The 21,697-nt window shown below is 72.2% G+C and carries 15 protein-coding genes; 5 read left to right on the forward strand and 10 right to left on the reverse strand.

Going from position 1 to position 21,697, the window contains the following annotated elements; genetic code table 11:
• Positions 1-8: 8 nt before the first annotated feature.
• The 3 genes from IDM40_RS25630 to IDM40_RS25640 all read right to left on the reverse strand — a co-directional run bounded on the left by IDM40_RS25630 (position 9) and on the right by IDM40_RS25640 (position 2,735).
• The gene (locus tag IDM40_RS25630) at positions 9-722 is read right to left on the reverse strand and encodes a haloacid dehalogenase type II (protein WP_193124643.1); all 714 of its coding nucleotides are present in this window, start codon (positions 720-722) and stop codon (positions 9-11) included.
• A 52-nt stretch (positions 723-774) separates the two neighbouring features.
• The gene (locus IDM40_RS25635) at positions 775-2,112 is read right to left on the reverse strand and encodes an MFS transporter (RefSeq protein ID WP_235997948.1); all 1,338 of its coding nucleotides are present in this window, start codon (positions 2,110-2,112) and stop codon (positions 775-777) included.
• A gap of 155 nt (positions 2,113-2,267) precedes the next feature.
• Positions 2,268-2,735 (reverse strand): Lrp/AsnC family transcriptional regulator, encoded by a 468-nt coding sequence (locus IDM40_RS25640; protein ID WP_193124645.1) that lies wholly within the window; start codon positions 2,733-2,735, stop codon positions 2,268-2,270.
• Between the two features lie 137 nt (positions 2,736-2,872).
• Between IDM40_RS25640 and IDM40_RS25645 the strand changes: the two genes are divergently transcribed.
• From IDM40_RS25645 to IDM40_RS25660, 4 genes are all read left to right on the forward strand, one after another.
• Positions 2,873-4,498, forward strand: coding sequence for an alpha/beta fold hydrolase (locus IDM40_RS25645; RefSeq protein ID WP_193124646.1), 1,626 nt, complete (start codon positions 2,873-2,875; stop codon positions 4,496-4,498).
• A gap of 93 nt (positions 4,499-4,591) precedes the next feature.
• Positions 4,592-5,434: a GNAT family N-acetyltransferase gene (locus IDM40_RS25650; RefSeq protein ID WP_193124647.1), complete on the forward strand. Its 843-nt coding sequence runs from the start codon at positions 4,592-4,594 to the stop codon at positions 5,432-5,434.
• Positions 5,435-5,459: 25 nt separating this feature from the next.
• Entirely contained in the window at positions 5,460-7,520 is a 2,061-nt protein-coding gene (gene pta / locus IDM40_RS25655) for a phosphate acetyltransferase (protein WP_193124648.1), read from the forward strand.
• Positions 7,521-7,646: 126 nt separating this feature from the next.
• On the forward strand, positions 7,647-8,870 hold the full coding sequence (locus tag IDM40_RS25660; RefSeq protein WP_193124649.1) for a Bcr/CflA family efflux MFS transporter: 1,224 nt from the start codon (positions 7,647-7,649) through the stop codon (positions 8,868-8,870).
• 27 nt (positions 8,871-8,897) lie between these two features.
• Here the strand turns inward: IDM40_RS25660 and IDM40_RS25665 are convergent, their stop codons facing one another.
• The 4 genes from IDM40_RS25665 to IDM40_RS25680 form a co-directional block, all read right to left on the reverse strand.
• Entirely contained in the window at positions 8,898-10,484 is a 1,587-nt protein-coding gene (locus tag IDM40_RS25665) for an ABC transporter ATP-binding protein (protein ID WP_193124650.1), read from the reverse strand.
• Positions 10,481-11,359, reverse strand: coding sequence for an ABC transporter permease (locus tag IDM40_RS25670; RefSeq protein ID WP_193124651.1), 879 nt, complete (start codon positions 11,357-11,359; stop codon positions 10,481-10,483). Before IDM40_RS25670 ends, IDM40_RS25665 begins: the two co-directional genes overlap by 4 nt.
• Entirely contained in the window at positions 11,356-12,291 is a 936-nt protein-coding gene (locus IDM40_RS25675) for an ABC transporter permease (RefSeq protein WP_193124652.1), read from the reverse strand. The genes IDM40_RS25670 and IDM40_RS25675 overlap by 4 nt, the downstream gene beginning before the upstream one ends.
• Before the next feature lie 77 nt (positions 12,292-12,368).
• Positions 12,369-13,976 (reverse strand): ABC transporter substrate-binding protein, encoded by a 1,608-nt coding sequence (locus IDM40_RS25680; RefSeq protein WP_193124653.1) that lies wholly within the window; start codon positions 13,974-13,976, stop codon positions 12,369-12,371.
• A 695-nt stretch (positions 13,977-14,671) separates the two neighbouring features.
• On the opposite strand from IDM40_RS25680, the gene IDM40_RS25685 reads away from it, so the two are divergent.
• Complete coding sequence (locus tag IDM40_RS25685) at positions 14,672-15,169, forward strand: ATP-binding protein (protein WP_193124654.1); 498 nt, start codon at positions 14,672-14,674, stop codon at positions 15,167-15,169.
• Positions 15,170-15,294: 125 nt separating this feature from the next.
• On the opposite strand, the gene IDM40_RS25690 is transcribed toward IDM40_RS25685, so the two are convergent.
• The 3 genes from IDM40_RS25690 to IDM40_RS25700 form a co-directional block, all read right to left on the reverse strand.
• A complete protein-coding gene (locus IDM40_RS25690; protein WP_193124655.1) occupies positions 15,295-16,149 on the reverse strand; it encodes an AMP-binding protein in 855 nt (284 codons plus the stop codon).
• A gap of 397 nt (positions 16,150-16,546) precedes the next feature.
• The gene (locus IDM40_RS25695) at positions 16,547-19,066 is read right to left on the reverse strand and encodes a LuxR C-terminal-related transcriptional regulator (protein WP_193124656.1); all 2,520 of its coding nucleotides are present in this window, start codon (positions 19,064-19,066) and stop codon (positions 16,547-16,549) included.
• Positions 19,067-19,218: 152 nt separating this feature from the next.
• On the reverse strand, positions 19,219-21,678 hold the full coding sequence (locus IDM40_RS25700) for an ATP-binding protein (protein WP_193124657.1): 2,460 nt from the start codon (positions 21,676-21,678) through the stop codon (positions 19,219-19,221).
• Positions 21,679-21,697 lie beyond the last annotated feature (19 nt).

Here is a 21,697-nt window from a genome sequence, read left to right on the forward strand (position 1 = left end):
CCCGGCGGTCAACAGCCCAGTCGGTGTGCCAGTTCGTCGGAGGAGGTGGCGGCGAACCCGCCGGGTGCGTCCTCGGCACGTTCGGCGCCGTCGAACGGTCCGTACTCCCCGGGCCGTTCGAGGAAGGCCGTGCGCATGCCGACGGCAGCCGCCCCATCGAGGTCCCAGCCGTGCGCGGCCACGAGCATCATCGCGCCCGGTTCGACCCCCAGCAGCTCAGCAGCGTGCAGGTACGGTGCTGGTGCCGGCTTGTAGGAGCGGGTGGGTTCGGCGGAGACGATCCTGTCGAAGGGGAGGTCCCCTGTTTCGGCGAGGGAGGACAGGAGCGGGTGACCGCCGTTGGAGAGCGCGATCACCGTGTACCGCCGCCTCAGCCGGTCGATCAGCTCGGCACTGTCGGGCCAGGCGGGAAGGCGGTGCCATGCGTGCACCAGTGCGTTCCTGTCGGCCTCGTCCACATGCCGGTCGGCGCCGTGCTCGTAGAGGAGGGCATCGAGGAACTCCCGGTGGAGGACGTCCAGGGGCGCCCACGGACGGTGTCCCGCGCCGATGTCGCGCAGGGCGGGTCCGTAGCGGCCGCGCCACGCGACGGCGAACGCGCCCGGGTCCGTTTGGACCTCCCGGCGCCCGAACACCTCGCGCAGGTGGTCGGTGACGCCCGTGTACCAGTCGACCGTCGTTCCGAACACGTCGAAGGCCACGACGCTCGGCCTCTCGCTCACCCGGAGCTCCTCTCGGCTCGTCGTGGGACGGAGCCTACCGACAGGTGCGGTGTCAGGGGGAGGGCTCGGGGCCGGCCCGTTCCGAACGCCCGCGGGGTCCGGTGGACGGCTCGGTCCCGGCCAGGTCGGCTCCGGTGCCGCGCAGGAAGGCCACGGCGATCCCGCCGAGCACGAACGCCGCGGCCGCGACCGCGTACAGCTGGCCCGAGGCCCACCCGACGTCCAGCAGCGCCCCGGTGATCAGGGGCGCGATGATCGCGCCGAGGCGGCCGACCCCGATCGCCCAGCCCACACCGGTCGAGCGCACCGAGGGTGCGTACAGGGACGGCGTGATCGCGTACAGGCCGGCCACGCAGCCGTTGCTGAACAGCCCGATCATGCCGCCGAGCGCGAAGGCCACAGCCAGGGTTCCGGTGGTCGGTACGAAGACCAGCAGCAGGACCGCGGCGATCAGGGTGTAGGCGAACAGGACCCGTTTGAGCGCGAACCGGGCCGCGACCACACCCAGGATCGCCGCGCCGAAGATCCCGCCCACGTTCAGCAGGGTCCCCCCGGTGATGCCCTCGTCGGCCGACAGCCCCGCTTCCACCAACAGCGTCGGGGTCCACGACGTCACGAAGTAGAAGCCGTACATCACCATGAAGAAGGCCGCCCAGATCAACAGGGTCGACCGCAGGCTCTCGGGCGTGAGCAGCTGCCGCACCTGGCTCCGGGGTTGACCGCCCGTGACCGAGACCGGGGGCAGGGACCCCAGCGGCGACTGGCCGAACCGGGCGAGCAGGGTGTTGGTCCGCTCCAACGCGTTCGTGGGGCGCTTGGTGACGAGGTGGTCCAAGGACTCGGGCAGGCGCGCCCACACCAGGGGGATCAGCGCGAGTGTGGACAGCCCGCCCACGAGGAAGACCGCGCGCCACCCCCACTGGCCGATGAGCAGAACGGCGAGCACACCGCCCGAGGTGGCGCCGATGGCGTAGCCGGTGGAGTTGAGGCTGACCGCGAGCCCGCGCCAGCGCCGGTTGGCGGACTCGCTGGCGATCACGTTGGCCGAGGCCAGCATCGCGCCCACCCCGAGGCCGGTCAGCACCCGCAGGAGTCCGAGTTGCGCGGCGTTCTGCGCGATCGAGGACAACAGCATCCCGGAGGAGGCCAGCACGAGGCTGAGCAGCGTGAGGTTGCGGCGGCCGATCACGTCGCCGAGCGGTCCCAGGAGGATCGATCCTGCCGCCATCCCGAACAGCCCCGCGCTGAGCAGGAAGCCGATCTGCGCCCCGGACAGCCCCCATTCGGTGGAGACCGCGTGGGCGGTGAAGGACATGACGAGGACGTCGAACCCGTCCGAGACGTTCAGGAGCACACAGATGAGGACCGTGCCCCACTGGAACCGTGTCATCGGACTGGCATCGATGCGCTCTCGCAGATGACCGGCCATGTGGGGGAACCCTCCGTGCGACGGGCGTGAACTGTGGCACATCATCGCCGTGGGGGACGGGTGTGGCAATGCCCCCTTTCACCCAATGAAAGACCGTTCGGGCGGGAGGTCCGGTCTCAGGCCGAGGGGTCGGAGGAGCCCGACAGGATGGGCTGGTCGACGAGGCGGGAGAGCACCAGGGTGCTCTTGGTGCGCACGACGAAGGGCTCGGCGCCGATGCGCTCGATGACCTCCTCCAGGTGCTGGGTGTCGCGGGCGCGCACCTGCACGAGGGCGTCGGCGTCGCCGGTGACGGTGCAGGCCGAGGTGATCTCGGGGTAACCGCCGAGCCCGTCGCGGATCTCGCCGGGGGAGGTGCGCGCCCGGCAGTACAGCTCGATGAAGGCCTCGGTGGTCCACCCGATGGCCTGGGGTTCGACGACGACGGTGAAGCCGCGCACGGCGCCGGAGTCCACGAGGCGGTCGACGCGGCGCTTGACCGCGGAAGGGCTCAGGCCGACTTCGCCGCCGATCTCGGCGAAGCTCATCCGCGCGTCCGCGCCGAGAATCGCGATGATGCGCTCATCGACCCGATCCAGTCGCATTTCGCCCCTCATGTCCGGTCTGTTGGGATCGGAGCTCATGTTACCGGCGCACGCACGACCGGCCCCGTGTCGCTTCCCATGATCACCCAGAGTAAGGGAAACAATGCTCTGGGCTTTCAAAGAGGGGGAGACGGCCAGTGCGAACACGAACCTGGGCAACCGCCGCCACGACGGCGTTCCTGGCATCGATGGCGACCGCGGTACCGGCGGAGGCGGCAGAAACCGCCGCGGCGGTGCCTACGTTCCGTGAGGACCAGCGCGCCCTCGACTGGCAGGAGTGCGAGGACCTCCAGCCCGAGGGCGAGGAGACCCTCGAGTGCGCCACCCTCACCCTGCCCATGGACCACGACTCCGACGAGGGCGACAGCGGCGAGACCGTCGACATCGCCCTCACCCGCGCCTCCGACGGCGGCGACGCCGAACGTACCCTCCTGGTCAACCCCGGCGGCCCCGGGGCCTCGGGCCGCCCCCTCGCCGCACGGACCCACCAGGGGCTGCCCGAGGACCTGCAGGAGACCTACGCCGTGGTCGGCTTCGACCCGCGCGGCAGCGGCGCCTCCACGCCCGCGGTCGAGTGCGACCCCTCCGCCTTCGAACCCGTGCTCACCCCGTCCGAGCCCCGGAGCCCCGGCGACACCCAGGTCCTTTGGGAGGAGGCCGAGGCCTACGCCCAGGCGTGCGAGGACAACACCGGGCCGCTCCTGGACCACATGACCACGGTCGACACCGCCCGGGACATGGACGCCCTGCGCTCCGCCCTCGGGCTCGAGACCGTCGACTACCTCGGCTTCTCCTACGGCACCTACCTCGGAACCGTCTTCTCCTCCCTCTACCCGGACAGCGTCGACCGCCTCGTGCTCGACAGCGTCGTCGACCCCGACACCCCCTGGTACGAGAGCAACCTCAACCAGAGCCGCGCCCTCGACCGCGCCGCCCGCAACTTCTTCGACTGGGTCGCCCGCCACGACGACACCTTCGGCCTGGGCGGCAGCGGCGAGGACGTCGCCCGGGCCTACGACCGCCTGCGCGACCAGCTCCGCGAAGAACCCCTGGAAGGCACGGTCGGCCCGACCGAACTGGAGAACCTCGCCATCACGGTCTCCTACAGCGGGAACGCCTGGCCCCCCGTGGCGGACGCGCTCTCCGACCAGATCGTCGACGAGGACCCTGCCGCGCTCGTCCAGCTCGACACCGACCTCGGAGAGGGGCCCGACAACGATCAGAGCCGCGGCGGGTACAACGCCGTCCAGTGCACCGACTCCCACTGGCCCACCGACCGCGGACGCTGGGAGGGCGACGGGCACCGCATCCACCGGGAAGCGCCCTTCATCGGCTGGAACAACATCTGGTACAACGCCCCGTGTGCGTCCTGGCCCGCCGAGTCCAGTGACTGGTACAGCATCGGCGACGGCCCCGGCGACGCTCCGGCCCACGAAGGCGACGCCCTGCTCGTGCACGCCAGTGAGGACGGAGCCACCCCGCTCCACGGCGCCGAGAACCTGCGCGGCCACATGCCCGGCGCCTCGCTCGCCGTCGAGGAGGGCGGCATCACCCACGGCGTCTCCTCCGGCGACAACCCCTGCATCAACGAGATCGTGCACGGCTACCTGCGCGACGGTTCCCTGCCCGAACGCACCGACGGGGACCACGACGCCGTCTGCGAGGCCGGCCCCGAACCCGAACCGCGCGAGGCCCAGGCCGCGGAGGACCTGCCCGACCGCTTCGAACCGTTGGCCGGCGGGCACCCCAGTGAGGGTGAATGACCGGTGGAATACGCTGTAACCGGTGCGAAATCCGCGGACCGTTCGCACCACGACAGCCCGCCGTCACCACAGGCGGCACGAGGGGGAGATGCGATGCTGCGGACCTCACCGGTACGGATCCTGGGAGAACACGACCGGGAGGCCGTACGCGCCCTTCTGGACACCGACCCCGTCGGCAACGTCTTCGTGGCCTCGCGCCTGATGTCCACCGGTATCGGCGCCAACTCCGCCGGGACCGAGGTCTGGGGCCACGTCGAACGCGGCCGCCTCACCGCCCTGTGTTACTCCGGGGCCAACCTCGTGCCCGTCAACGCCGGACCCGCCGCCGTGCGCAGCTTCGCCGAACACGCCCGGTGGCGGGGCCGCCGCTGTTCGTCGATCGTCGGACCGGTCGACGCGGTCAGCGACTTCTGGGACCAGGTCACCCCGGCGTGGGGCCCGGCCCGCGCCATCCGCGCCAGCCAGCCCGTCCTGGAGATCGACCACCCGCCCGCCGTGCCCGCCGACCCGCTCGTCCGCCGGGTCGTCCCCTCCGAACTCGGGGTCCTCCTGCCGGCCTGCGTCGCGATGTTCACCGAAGAGGTCGGGGTCCCGCCGGACTCCGGAGACGGCGGCGCCCTCTACCGGGCCCGCGTCGAGGAGCTCGTGCGCACCGGCCGCGCCCTGGCCCGCATCGAGGACGGCCGGGTGGTGTTCAAGGCCGAGATCGGCGCCGTCACCCCGCAGGCCTGCCAGATCCAGGGCGTGTGGGTCCACCCCGACCTGCGCGGGCGCGGGCACTCCAGCTCCGGCATGGCCGCCGTCGTCGAGTACGCCCTCGCCGAGATCGCGCCCCGCGTCACGCTCTACGTCAACGACTTCAACGCCCCGGCCCGCGCCGCCTACGAACGGGTCGGGTTCCGCCAGGTCGGGGAATCGATGTCCGTCCTGTTCTGAGCCGCGCCCGCCGGGGGAGCCCGAGATGCACGGAGTGTACGTCGCCTCCAGCGACGCCGACAGCGACAAGCGCACCCTGGCACTGGGTATGGCCGAGCTGCTGTCCCGGACGGTCGACTCCGTCGGGGTGTTCCGGCCCATCGTTCCGACCGAGGGCCGCGACGCCCTCGTGGAGACCCTGCGGCGCCGCTTCGACGTGCGTGCCGCCTACGGGGACTGCACCGGCGTGACCTACGAACGCGCCCACGCCGACCCCGAGGCCGCGATGGAGGAGATCGTGGCCGGGTACTGGGCGCTGGCGGCGTCCTGTTCCGCGGTCGTGGTCGTGGGCACCGACTACACCGACGTCGGGACCTCCACCGAGTTCGCCTTCAACGCCCGGGTCGCCGCCAACCTCGGAACACCGGTGCTGCTGGCGGTCTCGGGCGACGGCCACGACGCCGAGGCGGTGCACGGGGCCGTCGCCATCGCCGAGAACGAGCTCGACCGCGAGCACGCCACCCGCCTGGCCACGGTCGTGGACCGCGTCCCGTCCGACCGGGTGCGCGCCCTGAGGGAAGGGGCCGACGGCCGTTTCTACGTGCTCGCTGACGTGCCCGAGCTGACCGCGCCCAGCGTCCAGGACCTGCAGCGGTCCGCCGACGGGAAGCTGCTGTTCGGGGAGGCGCGCCGCACCGGACGCGAGGTCTCCGGGATCCTGGTCGCGGCGATGTCCCTGCCGCACGTGCTCGACCGCCTCACCGACGACTGCGCGGTGATCCTGCCCGCCGACCGGGCCGGTGCGATCCTCCCGGCGCTGATCTCGGCGCACACCTCCGCGGACTTCCCCTCCGTGGCGGCGGTCCTGCTCACCGGCGACGCCGACGCCGACATGCCCGAACCGGTGTGGCGCCTGCTGGCCGGCATGGACGTACGCATGCCCGTGGTCGCCACCAGCCTCGACACCTTCACCGCCGCGACCCGCCTGGACGGGGTGCGCGGGGGCCTGGCACCGATGCCGGACAGCAGGATCGAGTCGGCCCTGGCCGCGTTCGCCGAGGCGGTCGACGGAGGCACCCTGCTCTCCCGGCTGAGCGTGGTGCGGTCGAGGGCCGTCACCCCGCTCATGTTCCAGTACACGCTGCTGTCCCGCGCGGCCGAGGACCGCCGGCACGTCGTGCTGCCCGAGGGCACCGACGAGCGGGTGCTGCGCGCCGCCGACCTGCTGCTGCGCCGGGACACCGTCGCCCTGACCCTGCTGGGCTCGCAGCGGGCGGTCCGGGCACGCGCCGACGACCTCGGCCTGGACCTCTCGCGCGCCGACGTCGTCGACCCGGAGACCTCCGACCTGCGGGAGCGGTTCGCGGAGGAATACGCCCGGCTGCGCGCGCACAAGGGCGTCTCGGTCGAGCTGGCCCGAGACACCGTGCGCGACGTGTCCTACTTCGGGACCCTGATGGTGCACGGCGGGCTGGCCGACGGCATGGTCTCCGGGGCCGCGCACACCACGGCGCAGACCATCCGGCCCTCGTTCGAGATCCTGCGCTCGGCCCTGGTCTCGAGCGTGTTCTTCATGTGCCTGGCCGACCGGGTGCTGGTCTACGGCGACTGTGCGGTCGTGCCGGACCCCACGGCCGAGCAGCTCGCCGAGATCGCGGTGGGCTCGGCCGCGACCGCGCAGCGCTTCGGTGTGGAACCCCGGGTGGCGATGCTGTCCTACTCCACCGGGGCCTCGGGCACGGGCGCGGGGGTGGACAAGGTGCGCACCGCGACGACGCTGGCCCGCGAACGCCGTCCGGACCTGATGATCGAGGGCCCGATCCAGTACGACGCCGCGATCGACCCCGGGGTGGCCGCGGCCAAGCTCCCGGACAGCCGGGTGGCCGGGCGCGCGACCGTGTTCGTCGTGCCCGACCTCAACACCGGCAACACTCTGTACAAGGGGGTGCAGCGCAGCGCGGGCGCCGTCGCGGTCGGCCCGGTGCTGCAGGGGCTGCGCCGACCCGTCAACGACCTGTCGCGCGGTGCGACGGTGCAGGACATCGTCAACACCGTCGCGATCACCGCCGTCCAGGCCCAGCCCGTGGAGGGCGGCCCACAGGTGTGAACCTCACGCGTCCTCGTCAGTTCGGGCGGGCGCACGCGCCGCGGGGGTCCGCGCCTCGCTAGCGTGGACGGGCCGTTCCGCCCCGCCTTTCCCGCCGCCCGCCACGCCCCCACCGGAGCACGCCCCATGCCGCACAACCCCACCGGAGTCCGACGCCTGGGCCTGGCCCTGCTGCTGAGCCTGCTCGCGGTCCTGGGCCCGCTCAACATCGACATGTACCTGCCCGGGTTCCCGGAGATCGCCGACGACCTCGGCGCCGGCGCCTCGCAGGTCCAGCTCAGCCTCACCACCTGCCTCATCGGCCTCGCCGTCGGGCAGGTCGTCGTCGGTCCGGTCAGCGACGCACGCGGGCGCCGGGGACCGCTCGTGGTGTCGCTGCTGCTGTTCGTGCTGGCGTCGGCCCTGTGTGCGCTGGCCCCGAACATCGCCGTGCTCGTCCTGGGGCGCTTCCTGCAGGGCTTCACCGCCTCCGCCGGGATCGTGCTCTCGCGCGCGGTGGTGCGCGACGTCTTCGACGGCACCGCCCTCACCAAGTTCTTCGCCCTGCTCATGGTGATCACCGCCGTCGCGCCGATGGTCGCGCCCGTGCTCGGGGGCGGCGTGCTGTGGCTGCCGTTCGGGACCTGGGAGACCATCTTCTGGACCCTGGCGCTGCTGGGCCTGGCCATCACCGTCGTGGTGGTGTTCGCCCTGCCGGAGACGCTCCCGCGCGAGCTGCGCATCCCCAGCGGCCTCGGGAGCACCCTGCGCACCATGGCGCAACTCCTGCGCGACCCGCGCTTCATGGGGTACGCGCTCATCGTCGGACTCGTGCACGGCGGCAGTTTCGCCTACGTCGCCGGGACCCCGTTCGTCTACCAGGACCTCTACGGGGTCGGACCGCAGACCTTCGGGGTGCTCTTCGGCGTCAACGGGCTCGCCCTGATCCTCGGCAGCCACCTCGTGGGACGGTTCAGCGACGCCGTCGGCGAGCGCACCCTGCTGCGCGTCGCGGTGACGACCGCGACGGCCGCCACCGGTGTGGTCCTGGTGACGACCGTCGTGCACGGGCCGTTGGCGGTGCTGGTCGCGGCGATCTTCCTCTACATGATCTGCATGGGCATGGTGCTCACCAGCACCTTCACCCTCGCGATGGAGGGCCAGGAGGCCCGCGCCGGCAGCGCGAGCTCCCTGGTGGGCGCCCTGCCCATGCTCGTGGGCGCGGGCGTGGCCCCGCTGGTGGGCCTGGACGAGACCACCGCCGTACCCATGGGCGCGGTCCTGTTCACCACCGCCGCCCTCGGGTTGCTGGTGCTGCTCACCCTGGTGCGCACTGGGGAGGCCCGCCGCGCGGTCCCCGACCCCGCCTGAACGGGCCGGGGCCGGGGACCGTTCCGATCAGCCGCCGGCAGCGGCCGGTTCGAAGTCCGGGGTGTCGGCGATGAGCGCACGGGTGTATTCGTGCTCGGGCGCGGACATGATCTGCCCGACGGTGCCCTGCTCGGCGATCCGTCCGCCCTGGAGGATCGCAACACGCTCGGCGATGTTGGAGACCAGGGCGATGTTGTGGGTGACGAACAGCAGCGCCATCCCCTCGTCCTGGAGCCCGCGCAGGAGCGCGACGATCTCCGACTGCACCGACACGTCCAGCGCCGAGGTGATCTCGTCACAGATCAGCAGGTCGGGGCGGGTGGCCACCGCGCGGGCGATGCACACGCGCTGGCGCTCGCCGCCGCTGAGCTGCTCCGGGTAACGGTCGGCGTAGGACGCGGGCAGCGCGGCCTTCTCGAGCGCCTCGGCCACCACGCCGTCGGCGTCGATGGGCCGGCCCACCAGATGCCGGTAGGGGCCCAGGATCTGGTCGCGAACCCGCTTGCGGGGGTTGAGCGCCTCGTACGGGTTCTGGAACACGTACTGGATCCGCCGCCGCTGCTCGGCCGTGCGCCGGTAGCTGCTCGTGGCCAGCTGGGCGCCGTCGAAGAGCACCTCGCCGGTGAACTCGTGGTGCAGCCCGGCCAGCGAGCGCGACAGGGTCGTCTTGCCGGAACCGGACTCGCCCAGCAGGGCCACGCACTCGCCGGGGGAGACCGACACGTCGATGTCCTCCAGCACACGCGTGCGCCCGTACCCCGCGGCCAGACCCGAGACCCGCAGCAGCGGTTCGGGGCCCTCGCCCGGGTCCTCGTGCCCGCTCGTGCGCAGTAGCGGGACGGCCGCCAGCAGTTTGCGGGTGTAGGGGTGTTCTGGCGCGGACAGCACTTCCTGGGCGTCGCCGCGTTCGACGATCTCGCCCCGGTACATCACCGCGATCTCGTCGGCCAGGTCGGCGACCACGGCCATGTCGTGGCTGATGTAGACCCCGGCCGTGCCGTAGTCGCGGGTCATGGCCCGGATGGTTTCCAGGACGTGCTTCTGCGTGGTCACGTCCAACCCGGTCGTCGGCTCGTCCAGCACGATGACGTCGGGGCGGCCCACGAAGGCCATCGCGATCGCCACACGCTGCTGCTGGCCGCCGGAGAGCTGGTGCGGGTACCGGCGCAGGAACGCGTTGTCGTCGGGCAGCGCGACCTCGCGCAGCACCTCGCGCACCCGCGCGTTCGCCTCCGCCTTGCTCAGCGAGCCGTCGTGCAGGGCCTCGGCGAGCTGCACGCCCAGGCGCAGCGCCGGGTTGAGCGCCGAGGCGGGCGACTGCGGGATGTAGGCCACCGCCCGGCCCCGCAGTTCACGCACGCCGCGTTCGTCCAGGTCGGTGAGGTCGTGCCCGGCCACCACGAGGCGGCCCGAGGTGATCTCGGTGGCGCGCTTGCAGTGCGCCAGCAGCGACAGCCCCAGCGTGGTCTTGCCGGAACCGGACTCGCCCACCAGGCCGAGGATCCGCCCGCGTCCCACGCCGACGGACACGTCGCTGATGATCTCCACGTCGGAGGGGCGGCCGATGACGGTCAGCCCTTCGACGCTCAGTGCGGTGCTGTGTTCGTCGGTCACTTCTGGACCCCCCGGTCGATGCCGATCGACGCACGCGAGAGCCCGTCGGTGACGAGGTTCGCGCCGATGGTCAGGATCGCGATCGCGGTCACGGGCAGCGCGACGGCCCACGGCTGCACGCCCATGCCCTGCCGGTTCTCGTTGATCATCAGGCCCCAGTCGGCCGTGGGCGGCTGCAGGCCCATGCCGAGGAACCCGAGCACCGCGACCACACCGATGGAGTAGGTCAGGCGCAGGCCCAGCTCCACCAGGAGCGGGCTGGTCACGTTCGGCAGGATCTCGAAGGCCATGATGCGGTGGCGCGGAAGCCCGATCGCCTCGGCGGCCTTGACGTAGTCCTGCTCGATGACCTTGCGGGTCGCCTCGCGGATCACCCGGGCCACACGCGGCATGTGCGAGACGGCGATGACCGCCACGATCAGCCAGGGCTGCGGTCCCAGGATCGACATCACCAGCAGTGCGGCGATGAGCTGCGGGAAGGCCAGCAGCACGTCGTTGGTGCGCATGAGGACGTCGTCGAGCCAGCCGCGCTGATACCCGGCGATGATGCCGATGACGGTGCCGGCGAGCACACCGATACCGGCGGAAGCCAGCGCCAGGAGCAGCAGGGTCCAGCCGCCCCACAGGAACCGGGTCAGGACGTCGCGTCCGCGCTCGTCGCCGCCGAACAGCGCGCCGTCCACGCCCGTCTCGAACGGTTTGGCGACGAACTCGGTCGGCGAGTACGGGGCCACGAACGGGCCCAGCACGGCGATCAGGACGATGAGACCGGTCAGGGCCACCCCCACCTTCGTGCGGCCGTAACCCCACGCGGTGCGGAACAGTCCGGGGCCGCGGTCCCGTCCGGTCGTGGTCTCGGTCGAAGGCTCACTCATCGGTTCGCGACCCTCACCTTCGGGTTGGCCGCCAGCCCGATCACGTCGGCGATCAGGTTGACCACGATGTAGACCCCGGCGATGAGCAGGACGGACGCCTGGATCAGCGGCACGTCGCGGTTCTCGATGGCGTCCATGAGGACCTTGCCGACGCCGGGGAAGTTGAACAGGAACTCGATGGCCACGACACCGCCGGCCAGCCAGGCCAGCTGCAGCGCGACCACCTGGGCGACGGGGCCGATGGCGTTGGGGGCGGCGTGGCGCCACAGCACGGTCCGCTCGCCCATGCCCTTCAGGCGGGCCTGCTGGACGTACTCGCTCTCCAGGACCTCGATCATGGTCGCCCGCATCATGCGCACGATGGGCGGGGCGACGGCGAGGGAGAGCGTGAGCACGGGCAGGATCCACTGGTCGATGCCGCCCTCACGGGCGTAGACCGACGGGAACAGGTCGAGCCCGCCCGGCCCGAGCAGCAGGATCAGCAGGATGCCGACCACGAACTCGGGGATCGAGGCGATGACCAGCGTGCCCATGGACGCGGTGTGGTCGAAGGACCGGTCGCGGCGCAGGGCGCTGAACGCGCCGACGAAGAGCGCGATCGGGGTGGCCACGAGCGCGGCCCACCCCATGAGGGTCAGCGAGTTCATGACCGGTTCGGCCAGGAACTCGGCGACGGGTTGCCGGTTGGAGAAGGACGTGCCGAGGTCCCCCTGCACGACACCCTGCAGCCACTGCAGGTACTGCACGGCCACGGGTTCGTTCAGGGAGAGCTGTTGGCGCAGCGCTTCCACACGTTCGGGTGTGGCGTCGCGGCCCAGGATCTGGAGGGCCGCGTCGCCGGGCAGGGCCTGCGTGGCCGCGAAGACCACGAGGGAGACCGCCCAGAGCGTGAGTGCGCCGAAGAAGAGGCGGACGGCGATCAATCGGGACATGGTGAACCCTTGGTTGTCACGAGCACAGGCTGGGAACCGGCCCCCGGAGCGCGGCGGCTCACGGGGGGCCGGACCTCCTAGGCCTGGTCGAGCCACATGGTGTGGAAGGCGTAGGACCCGAGCGGGTGGCCCGAGACGGCGGGCTTCAGCCCGTGCACGTGGGTGCCGTGGCCGTCCAGGAGGTTGACGAAGCCCCAGACGATGTAGCCGCCCTCCTCGTACTCGACCCTCTGGGCCTCGCGCAGGAGCTCGTTGCGCTCGTCCTCGTCGGCGGTGGTGCGGGCCTCCTCGAGGGCCTCCAGCCACTCCTCGTTCTCGCCCCACATCGTCTCGTTGTAGGGGGCGCCGACGACGGAACCCTGCGCGGCCTGGGTGATGTAGTGGCGCGCGCTCCAGAAGTCCTGGCCGAAGGCGTAGGGGAAGCCCTCTTCCTCGTTCCAGTAGTCGCTGGCGTTGACGCGGCGCAGGTTCACGGTGACGCCGGCCTCGCGCGCCTGCTCCTGGAAGACCTCGGCGGAGGCGACCACGCCCGCGCTGATGTCGCCGGTGACGAGCTCGACCTCCAGGTCGTCCTCGTACCCGGCGTCGGCCAGCAGTTCCCGGGCCTTCTCGATGTCCTGCTCGCGCTGGTCGAAGTCCTCGGGGTAGGACGGGTCCATGCGGGCGTACATGTCGTTGCCGACCTGCCCGTAGCCGGCCAGGGCCTGGTCGATCATCTCCTGGCGGTCGACGATGAGGCGGAAGGCCTGGCGCACGCGCACGTCGTCGAAGGGCTCCTCGTCCACGCGCATGGTGAAGGGCAGCCACATGCCGGTCTCGGACTCCATGATGTCCAGGGAGTCGTTGCCCTCGAGCACGGACACCTGAGAGTGCGGGACCTGAGTGATGATGTCGACGTTGTCGCTGGTGAGCGCGTTGACCCGGGCGTCGTCCTCGGGGAAGTTCACGATCTCGAGCTCGTCGACGTAGGGCTGGTCCTCGATGTGGAAGCCCTCGTGGCGCTCGAAGAGGCTGTACTCGCCGACGACGAACTCGGAGTACTTGAAGGGACCGCAGCCGACGGGGCTCTCGGGGTCGTAGCCCTCGGGCACGATCGCGTTGTAGTACTCCGCGAGTGCCTCGGGCAGGGTGACCAGGGGCTCGTCGACGTGGATGCGCACGGTGCGCTCGTCGACGGCCTCGAGCTTGTCGGGGTCCACGCCGGGCATGTCGCCGGCGCCGCGCATCGGGTCGTCGGGGTCGAGGATGCGCTTGAGGGAGAAGACGACGTCGTCGGCGGTGACGGGGGAGTCGTCGTGGAAGGTCAGGCCCTCCTTGAGCACGAGCGTCCACTCGGTGCCGTCGTCGCCCTCGGGCTCCAGGGACTCGGCGAGGTAGGGCTCGATGGTGCCGTCGTAGTCGTAGCGCATCAGCGACGCGTAGAGGGCGTAGTTGCGTGCGATGTCGACGTTGTCGGTGGGGTCGTGCGCGTCGAGGGTGTCGCTGGCGCCGCCGCCGGCCACACCGACACGCAGGCGGCCGCCCTGCTGGGGTTCGCCGTCGCCCGATCCGCCGGAACCGGAGTCGCTGCCGCAGGCGACCAGGACCGGGGCGACCGCTGCGCCGGCCGCGGAGGCCTTGAGGACGCTGCGCCGGCTCGTGAACGGGTTGATGCTGAAGGGCTTGTCGTTGTGCTCGGACGTCAAGGGACACCTCGGTGGGACGGGGACAGGACTGTCGCCTGCCGCAGGGGAGGTGCCCCGGGGTGGGCACAGGGGGCGGTGCGGCATCGACCTCGAAAGATCCTTGTTCGCCCCGTCGAAAGCGTCAAACCGCCGTTTCGCCACTCTCTGTGTTCGTGGTAGGCCTTTGTGCGGGTGTGTCCACCAACGGGAAGGTCGACGGCCAGAACTTCTGTGCCCTGGGCGTTTGCGCGCTCACCCTCGGGTGTCATTCGCAGGCTCACGTGCACGTCTCCTGTACTCCGGGTCCACTGTTGACGCACCGTGGCCACCCCGGGTTTGTGTCCCAACCGATGTCGTCGGGTGGCGGAACCGTGGTGTTTAACCCGCCGATTACCACCCCGGTGGGTTCGGGTGGTTGACTGGTCGGTTTATCGGACGCCCGGCCGCGGGGCGGTGGTCGTTCCCGGTCGGAGGGGGCCTCGGTGCCGATGCGCAGCCCGCGCGTGGATTAACTACGTGTTACACATCACATGCGGGAGGCTGGGTTCGGGGCTGTTTCCTTGGCGGACATCGGGGAGGACACGGAGCGGGACTTTGTGGCCCGGGCCCGGTGGCGCGAACCCCGGTGTGCTGTGCTTGAGGCAGTACACCCTTGTCTAAGGTGAGTGGCAGGCGGCGCGACCCGCGCGCCCGACGCGGGTGATTGGAGTGACCGGATGGCTGAGGCGAGGCAACTCCGGGACTACGTTCCCGCGGACAGCACGGCAGGGGTCGCGTCGACGATCGAGACGGGGGAGCTCACCGGCGGATCCACCGACCACACCGTGTGGAGCTGCGCCGGAAACCTCACCGCAGTGCGGTCGATCCGCGCCCGCGTCCGCGAGTTCCTCAGCGGCATGGGCCACGGCGACGGCGCTCTCGACGACGCAGAACTGGCCGTGAGCGAGCTGGCGACCAACGCCCTGCTGCACTCGCGTTCCGGGCAGAGCGGCGGCGTCATGACCCTCTTCATCCGCTCCGACGGGGCCCGTCTGCGTGTGGCCGTCGCCGACCAGGGCGAACGCGAGTCCGACACCGACGGGCACAGCCGCGACGACGGCGAGGACTTCGGACGCGGCAAGCTCATCGTCGACAGCTGCGCCAGCCGTAGCGGTGAGTACACCAGCGAGACGACGCACGTGGCCTGGTTCGAGATCGACGACGCCCGGGCCTGATCCGCCTCCCCGACGCGGACCGGGTACCCGGGCGTCCCCCTGTGTCGTTCCCCCTGTGTGCCCCGTCCTCCGTGGACGGGTCCCTGTGCGGCCGGGCCCCGATCCCCGAGGCCGCCCCCGTGGCCTCAGAACCCCCCGGCGGCGCCCTCCGGAAGGGCGACCCGCACCGGCGCACCACGGCCGCAGCGCACCGTCACACCGCGCCCCTCGGGCGGCGGGCAGTCGCTTCCGGTGGTCACACACGCCCCTGTCCACAGGGCAGCCGCCACGAGCGCCGTCGCGGTGGGTTCGTCCGCGCCGTCCTCCACGGCCACGACGTCCTCCGGTCCCAGCGACAGGTGCCCGCGCAGGTCCGTGAACCGCGCCAGCAGGTCGTTGTGCGGGTAGAGCGTCGTCAGCAGCCCGTCCGGCGTGGTCTCGTACCCGAGCACCCCGTTGTCGAACAGCCCCCGCGACGGGTTGTAACCGCTCCCGTCGGGGCTGGGCAGCAGCAGCTCCTCGAACGGGGTCGCCCCCCGCGTGTCCCCGAACGAGATGATCTGCCGGACCCTGGAGCGCTCGGCCAGCTCCTGCGCGACCCCGGTGAGCCCGGCGTCCGCAAGGAGCAGCCGGGCGTCGGTCTCACCCAGCGCCGCGGCCTGGTCCTCCACCGGCGTCGACGGGCACAGCGGCAGGGCGCGTCCGCCCACGGCCATCACCGTGTACGTGGCCAGGAACCGCTCCGGGCCGATCGGCGCGAGAACCCCGACGACGTCGCCCAGGCACATGCCGCGGCGGCTGAGGCCGGCCGCGGCCCGCTCGACGGTCGCGGCGAAGGTCAGTGCGTCGACCCGGCGCCCACGGCCGCGGATCGTCCCGCCCCGTGTCGGCCGGAGGCGCAGGCGCTCACTGAGCCCCCCGGTGAGTGATCCGATCGGGGCATCCCGGCGCGGAAGGTGCCGGCCCGGTCGGTCGGTTCCTGAAGTCAGCCCTACCCCCATGCGTTCCCCCACTCCGACTCTGTCGCGGCGGGACCGCTACTCGGGCTCGTCACGCCCCCTCCACGTGGCGAGCCCGGTAGCGTCACGCCGGCCGCTGCGGTTGCCGTCCCTCCCCTCGGACGGCCCGCGCCGGCGCTCCACCCCACCGGCCCCGGAAGACCTCCCGGGGTCGATGGACCGCCTGAGCCCTCTGGGCCCGGCGGCCTGTTCCGGGGCTTGCGGGGCCCTTTCCGCCTCTGCGGTGGGCCCGCTTCCCCAGTGCTTCGAAGCCTAGCGCGTTCACGGCCAGATGCACATGCACAATGCGGTGCACATGCATATGTAGATTCGGAGAACATGTGCGATCTACATGCCCCTCGGGCCGCCCGCTGCCCGAGAGGTGGTGATCGGTCCGGGTTCAGCCCCCGGCGCTGTGTCCGCGGACCCACTCGGCGATCTGTGCACGGGACCGGAACCCCGTCTTGCGGTTGATGTTGGCCACGTGCCGGGCGGCCGTCGAAGGCGAGATGAACAGCTCCTCGGCGATCTGCGGGTTGGTGCGCCCCCGGCTCACCAGTTGCGCCACCTCGAGCTCCCGTCTGGTCAGACAGGCCTCGGGGGCCGGTGCCCCGTGGGAGACTTCGGGCTCGGCCGCCGACGGCTCCTGCTCGGGCTCGGGCGCACGCCGGCGCCGCCGCGGCGCCGGGTTGCGGGCCTCGTCGATGAGGCGCTCGGCCTCCCGGGCCGCCTGGGCCAGGCACAGGTCCGCGCCCTCGCGCCACCACTGCAGCAGGCGTTCGCGTTCCGCGCCCTCCGGCTCGACGTCCCCGAACGGCCACAGCAGCGGACGCGCGGGCATGCCCAGCCGCTCGCGCACGGCCACGGCCGCGCCCGCCAGACGGCAGGCGGGCTCGCGCAGCCCCTGGCCGAAGGCCACCCGCGCGATCGAGGTCAGCGAGCGCAGCGCCGCCCAGCGCTGGCCCGTGTCCAGACCCAGCACGAGCCCCTCGGACAGGTAGTCGTAGGCCTGGCCGGTGTGGCCCTGCGCCTGCGCGACCCGGCCGATCCCCGCCAGACAGCGGGCCTCCTCGCCGGTCGCGCCGATCATGCGCTGGGTGTCCAGGGCCTCGCGGTAACAGCGGTCCGCGGTCATGAGGTCGGCCGCGGCCTCGGCCGCGCCGGCCTGGCCGATGAGCGTCACCCCCACGCCCCACCGGTGGTCCATGCCGCGCAGCAGGGTCAGCGCCGCGTTGTAGTGCTGTTCCGCGGTGGGGAAGTCGCCCTGCTGCGCCACCAGCGCCGCACGGGTCCCCAGGGAGATCGCCTCGCCCCACTGGTCACCGGTCTCCCGGCACAGGCGCAGCGCCTCCTCCACGTGCACGGACGCACGCTCGGGCAGATGCTCGCGCACCTCGACCAGGGCGAGTAGGTTCAGGGCCGTACGTACGAAGACGTCGTCGCCGGACTCCCGCGACAGGCGCAGCCCTTCTTCTCCCAGGGCAACGGCCTGCTCGTGGTCGCGCTGCACCCGCGCCAACTGCGCCCGGGCAACGAGCGCCCGAGCCAGGGACGGGGCCTTGGCCGCCTCGTCCAGCGCCAGGAGCCCGTCCATCCAGTGCGCGCCCTCGGCGTAGCTGTTGTGGCTGACCCAGTGCGCGACCAGATTCACGCACAGGCGCAGCCCGTCCTCGGCGGCCCCGGTGTCCAGCGCTCGGCTGACCAGGGCGCGGACGGTGTCGTACTCGGTCAGCACCCGCTGGCGGCCCTCGTCGCGCTCGGCCCACGGCATCGGGCGGCTGGACTCCAACTGCCGGGCCAGGTGCTCGGTCAGGTCCAGCATCCGGTCCATGAGGCGGCGCTGCAGCAGGTCGCTCTCCCCGGCCTCGGCCAGGCGCCCCGAGGCGAACGCACGCACCGCGTCCGGGAGGCGGTACCGGACCCGGCCCTCGTACTCGCCGGTGACCGTGATCAGGGCCCGGTTCAGCAGCGACGTGAGCAGGTCCAGGACCGCGCCCTCGGGCAGGAGGTCGTCGGCGCACACCCGCTCGGCCAGCTCCAGGTCCCATCCCCGGAAGACCGACAGGCGGCGCAGCAGCACACGCTCGGGCTCCGAGAGCCCCAGGTAGGCGTGTTCCAGGACCAGCGGCAGCACCTGGCTGCGCGAGACCGCCTGCCCGGGGCCGGGGCGGGCCGAGGGCGAGGACAGGTGGGCCCGGAGGTCCTCCACCAGACGCGCCGGACCGGTCTCCGGCGCGCTCGCGCCCAGGACCTCCACACCCAGCGGGACCCCGCCGGCCATGTCGCACAGCATCGCGATCTCCTCCAGCTCCTCGGGGGAGGCGGAGAAACGCGGGTCACGGGTGCGTGCGCGGTCCAGGAACAGGCGCACCGCCTCGGCCCGGGCAGGGTCCGGCGGGGGAGCCTTGCGCGCCGCCACCGGCAGCGCCATGGGCGGGACCCGCCACACCGTGCCCCCGGGCAGCCGCACCGGGGCCTCGCTGGTCAACAGCAACGACACCTGCGGGCAGGACGCCAACAACGCCCGGCCGACCTCGTCGACGGCCTCCTCGATGTGCCCGCACCCGTCCAGGACCAGAAGCAGGCGGCGGTGGCCCATGGCCTCGGCGACGGTCGCGGCGAGCGCCTGCCCCGGTTCCTCCACCACACCCACGGCCGCCGCGACCCGGGCGAACACGTCCAACGCGGTACGGGTGTCACCGAGGTCGGCGAACCACACCCCGTCGGGGAAGGACACCGTGGACTGCTCGGCCACACGCAGGGCCAGCCGGGTCTTGCCCATCCCGTCCGGGCCGCACAGGGTCACCGAGCGGCTGGAGTCGAGGAGGCGGAGCAGGTCGCTCAGGTCCCGCTCGCGACCGACGAAACCCGTGTTGGGCCTCGGGAGGTTGTGTCGCGCCGGGGCGGTCAGAGGTGCCATGGCCTTCACATGTCTTCAGGGGCAGGTGGGGGTCCACGCCCGCACGGGGGCGTACGGGTGGTGGCCGGTCACGTCGGGGACGGGTGGAGGGGCGTGGAATTCCTGTCTTAGCGGGTGCACGCGCACTGTGCAAGTGCTACACCGGGTTGCGTTCACGGTGCTCCGGCCCCGCCGCGGGACACCCAGCCGGTCAGCTGCTTCCTGGAGGAGATCGAGAGCTTGCGGAAGATGTTGGCGATGTGGCGCGCGGCAGTGGCCTGACTGATCGTCAACCGGGCGCCGATCTCGCGGTTGGACAGCCCCTGGCCGGCCAGCTCGGCGATCTCGCTCTCGCGCCGGGTGAGCTCCTCGACCTGCGGTTCCTCCTCGTCGGCGACGGGGAAGGCCAGTGCCCGGTCGCGCACCTGTTCCAGGGGCAGGGAGCGCCAGGCCTCCCACGCCTCGGCCGCGCGCGTGTGCCCGACCGCGCGTTCGATCGCCGAGCGCAGGCGTACCGTCTCGGCCGACGGGCGCTGCAGGGACGTGCGCAGTTCCGAGGCGGCCCCGGCCAGGGCCGACGCGCGCTCGGCCTCCTCCTCGGCCAGGGCCAGCTCCGCGAGCGCCTCCAACGCGCGGGCCACGGCGATGCGCTGTCCCGAGGCGAAACTCACCCTCAGCGAAGTCGACAGGGGCTCGCGTGCGTCCGCCGGGCGGCCCTCCGCCAGGTGCAGGCGACCCAGCGCCCGCGAGCACCGCGCCGCCGCCGGGTTGGCCTCCAGGTGGGTGAAGATCTCCAGGCCCTCCTCCATCAGGGCGCACGCCAGGGCGAACTCGCGCCGCTCGGCCGCGAGCACCCCGAGCAGGTGCAGGCCCCGGGCCCGGCTCCACTGGTCGTCGAGCTCCTCGGCGCGGGCGGTGCGGCGCTTGAGGTGGAGCAGGGCGGTGTCACCGTCGCCCCGCCGCCGGGCCAGGAGCGCGGAGACCTCCAGGACGGCGCCCTCGGTGACCGGGTCGTGGGAACGCTCCGCCCACCCCCAGGCCGCGGCGGCGTGGTGCTCGCTCTCCTCGAGCTCGCCCCCGCGCAGGGCCAGCTGCGCCAGGATCGTCAGGGCCGTGGCGGCGGCCTCCGGTGCGCGGCAGGCGCGTGCCGACTCCAGCGCGCAACGGGCCAGCGCGGCGACCTCCGGCGGCGGGTCCAGGTCGAGGCGGAGCTCGGCGCGCAGGGCCAGGGCCAGGGAACGCAGGTGCGGGTCCTGGTCGTCCGAGCCGGTGGCCAGGCAGCGTTCGATGAGCCAGCTGCCCTCGGCGGCCAGGCCGCGCACGTTCCAGTGGGTGCGCAACCCGGTCACCAGGCGCAGGGCGTCGTCGGGACGCCCGTGGGACAGCGCCCACCCGACCAGGCGGCCGAGGTTGTCGCGGTGGTGGTCGTACAGGCGCAGGCGTCCGATCCGCTCGGACCACGGCTGGGGATCGGCCACACGTTCGGTGTCCCGTTCGACCCGGCCGACGGCGAAGTCGAGGTAGCGCCCCCAGTAGAGGTCCGCGTCGCCCTCTGCGGCCAGCTGCTCGGCGGCGTAGGCGCGCACGGTCTCCGGGAGCCGGTAGTGGGTGCGCCCGTCCAGCTCCACGTCCATGACGATGAGGGACTTGTCCAGGAGCGAGAAGTGCAGGGAGAGCACGTCGGTGGGGTCCACACCCTCGCCCGAGCAGACCTCCTCGGCCGCCTCCAGGTACCACGTGGTGAAGACCGACAACCGGTGCAGCAGCAGGCGTTCGGGCTCGCTCAGCAGCTCGTGGCTCCAGGACAGCACCGCCCGCAGGGTGCGTTGGCGGGGTGGGAGTGCGTCGGAGCCGTCACTGGTCAGGAGCTGGAACCGGTCGTCCAGGCGGCGCAGGATCTGCTGCACCGACAGCACGCGCACCCGGGCCGCCGCCAGTTCGATCGCCAGCGGCATGCCGTCGAGCATCCGGCAGATCTCCGCCACGTAGCCGGAGTTCTCGCGTGTCATCTCGAACCCCGACCGCGCCGCGTGCGCACGCGTGACGAACAGGCGCACCGACTCGTAGCGCTGGATGTCGCGGCGGGGGAGCGGCGCGGGAGAGGACGCGTACGGGTCGGTGGGGGTCGGACGCGTGGGCAGGGACAGCGGCGGGACCCGCCAGATGTTCTCCTCGGGCACGTGCAGGGGCTGGCGGCTCGTGACCAGGATGCGCACCCGCGGGCAGTCCCGCAGGATCGCCTGGCACAGCTGGGCCATCGGGCCGATCGCGTACTCGCAGGTGTCCAGCAGCAGGAGCGTGTTCTGCGTGCGCAGGGCGGTGATGATCGACTCGGTGACCGTACGGGCGTCGTCCTCCACGGCCTGGAGCCCGTTGGCGACGGTGCGCAGGGCCTGTTCGTGGCAGGTGGACTCGCTGAGGTCGATGAAGCGGGTGCCGTCGGGGAACCGGCGCAGCAGGCGTTCGGCCACGTGCAGGGCCAGGCGGGTCTTGCCGATACCGCCGGTACCGGTGAGCGTGACCAGACGCGCCGTGCCGAGGAGCCGGCACAGGTCGACGATGTCGCGCTCACGTCCGACGAAGCGGAGGAACTCGCCGGTGGACAGAGGCAGGTTGTGGCGGGGGTGGGACATGGCCTCGTTCGCTTGGACG

The organism is Nocardiopsis coralli, assembly GCF_014892575.1.
GTDB lineage: Bacteria > Actinomycetota > Actinomycetes > Streptosporangiales > Streptosporangiaceae > Nocardiopsis > Nocardiopsis coralli.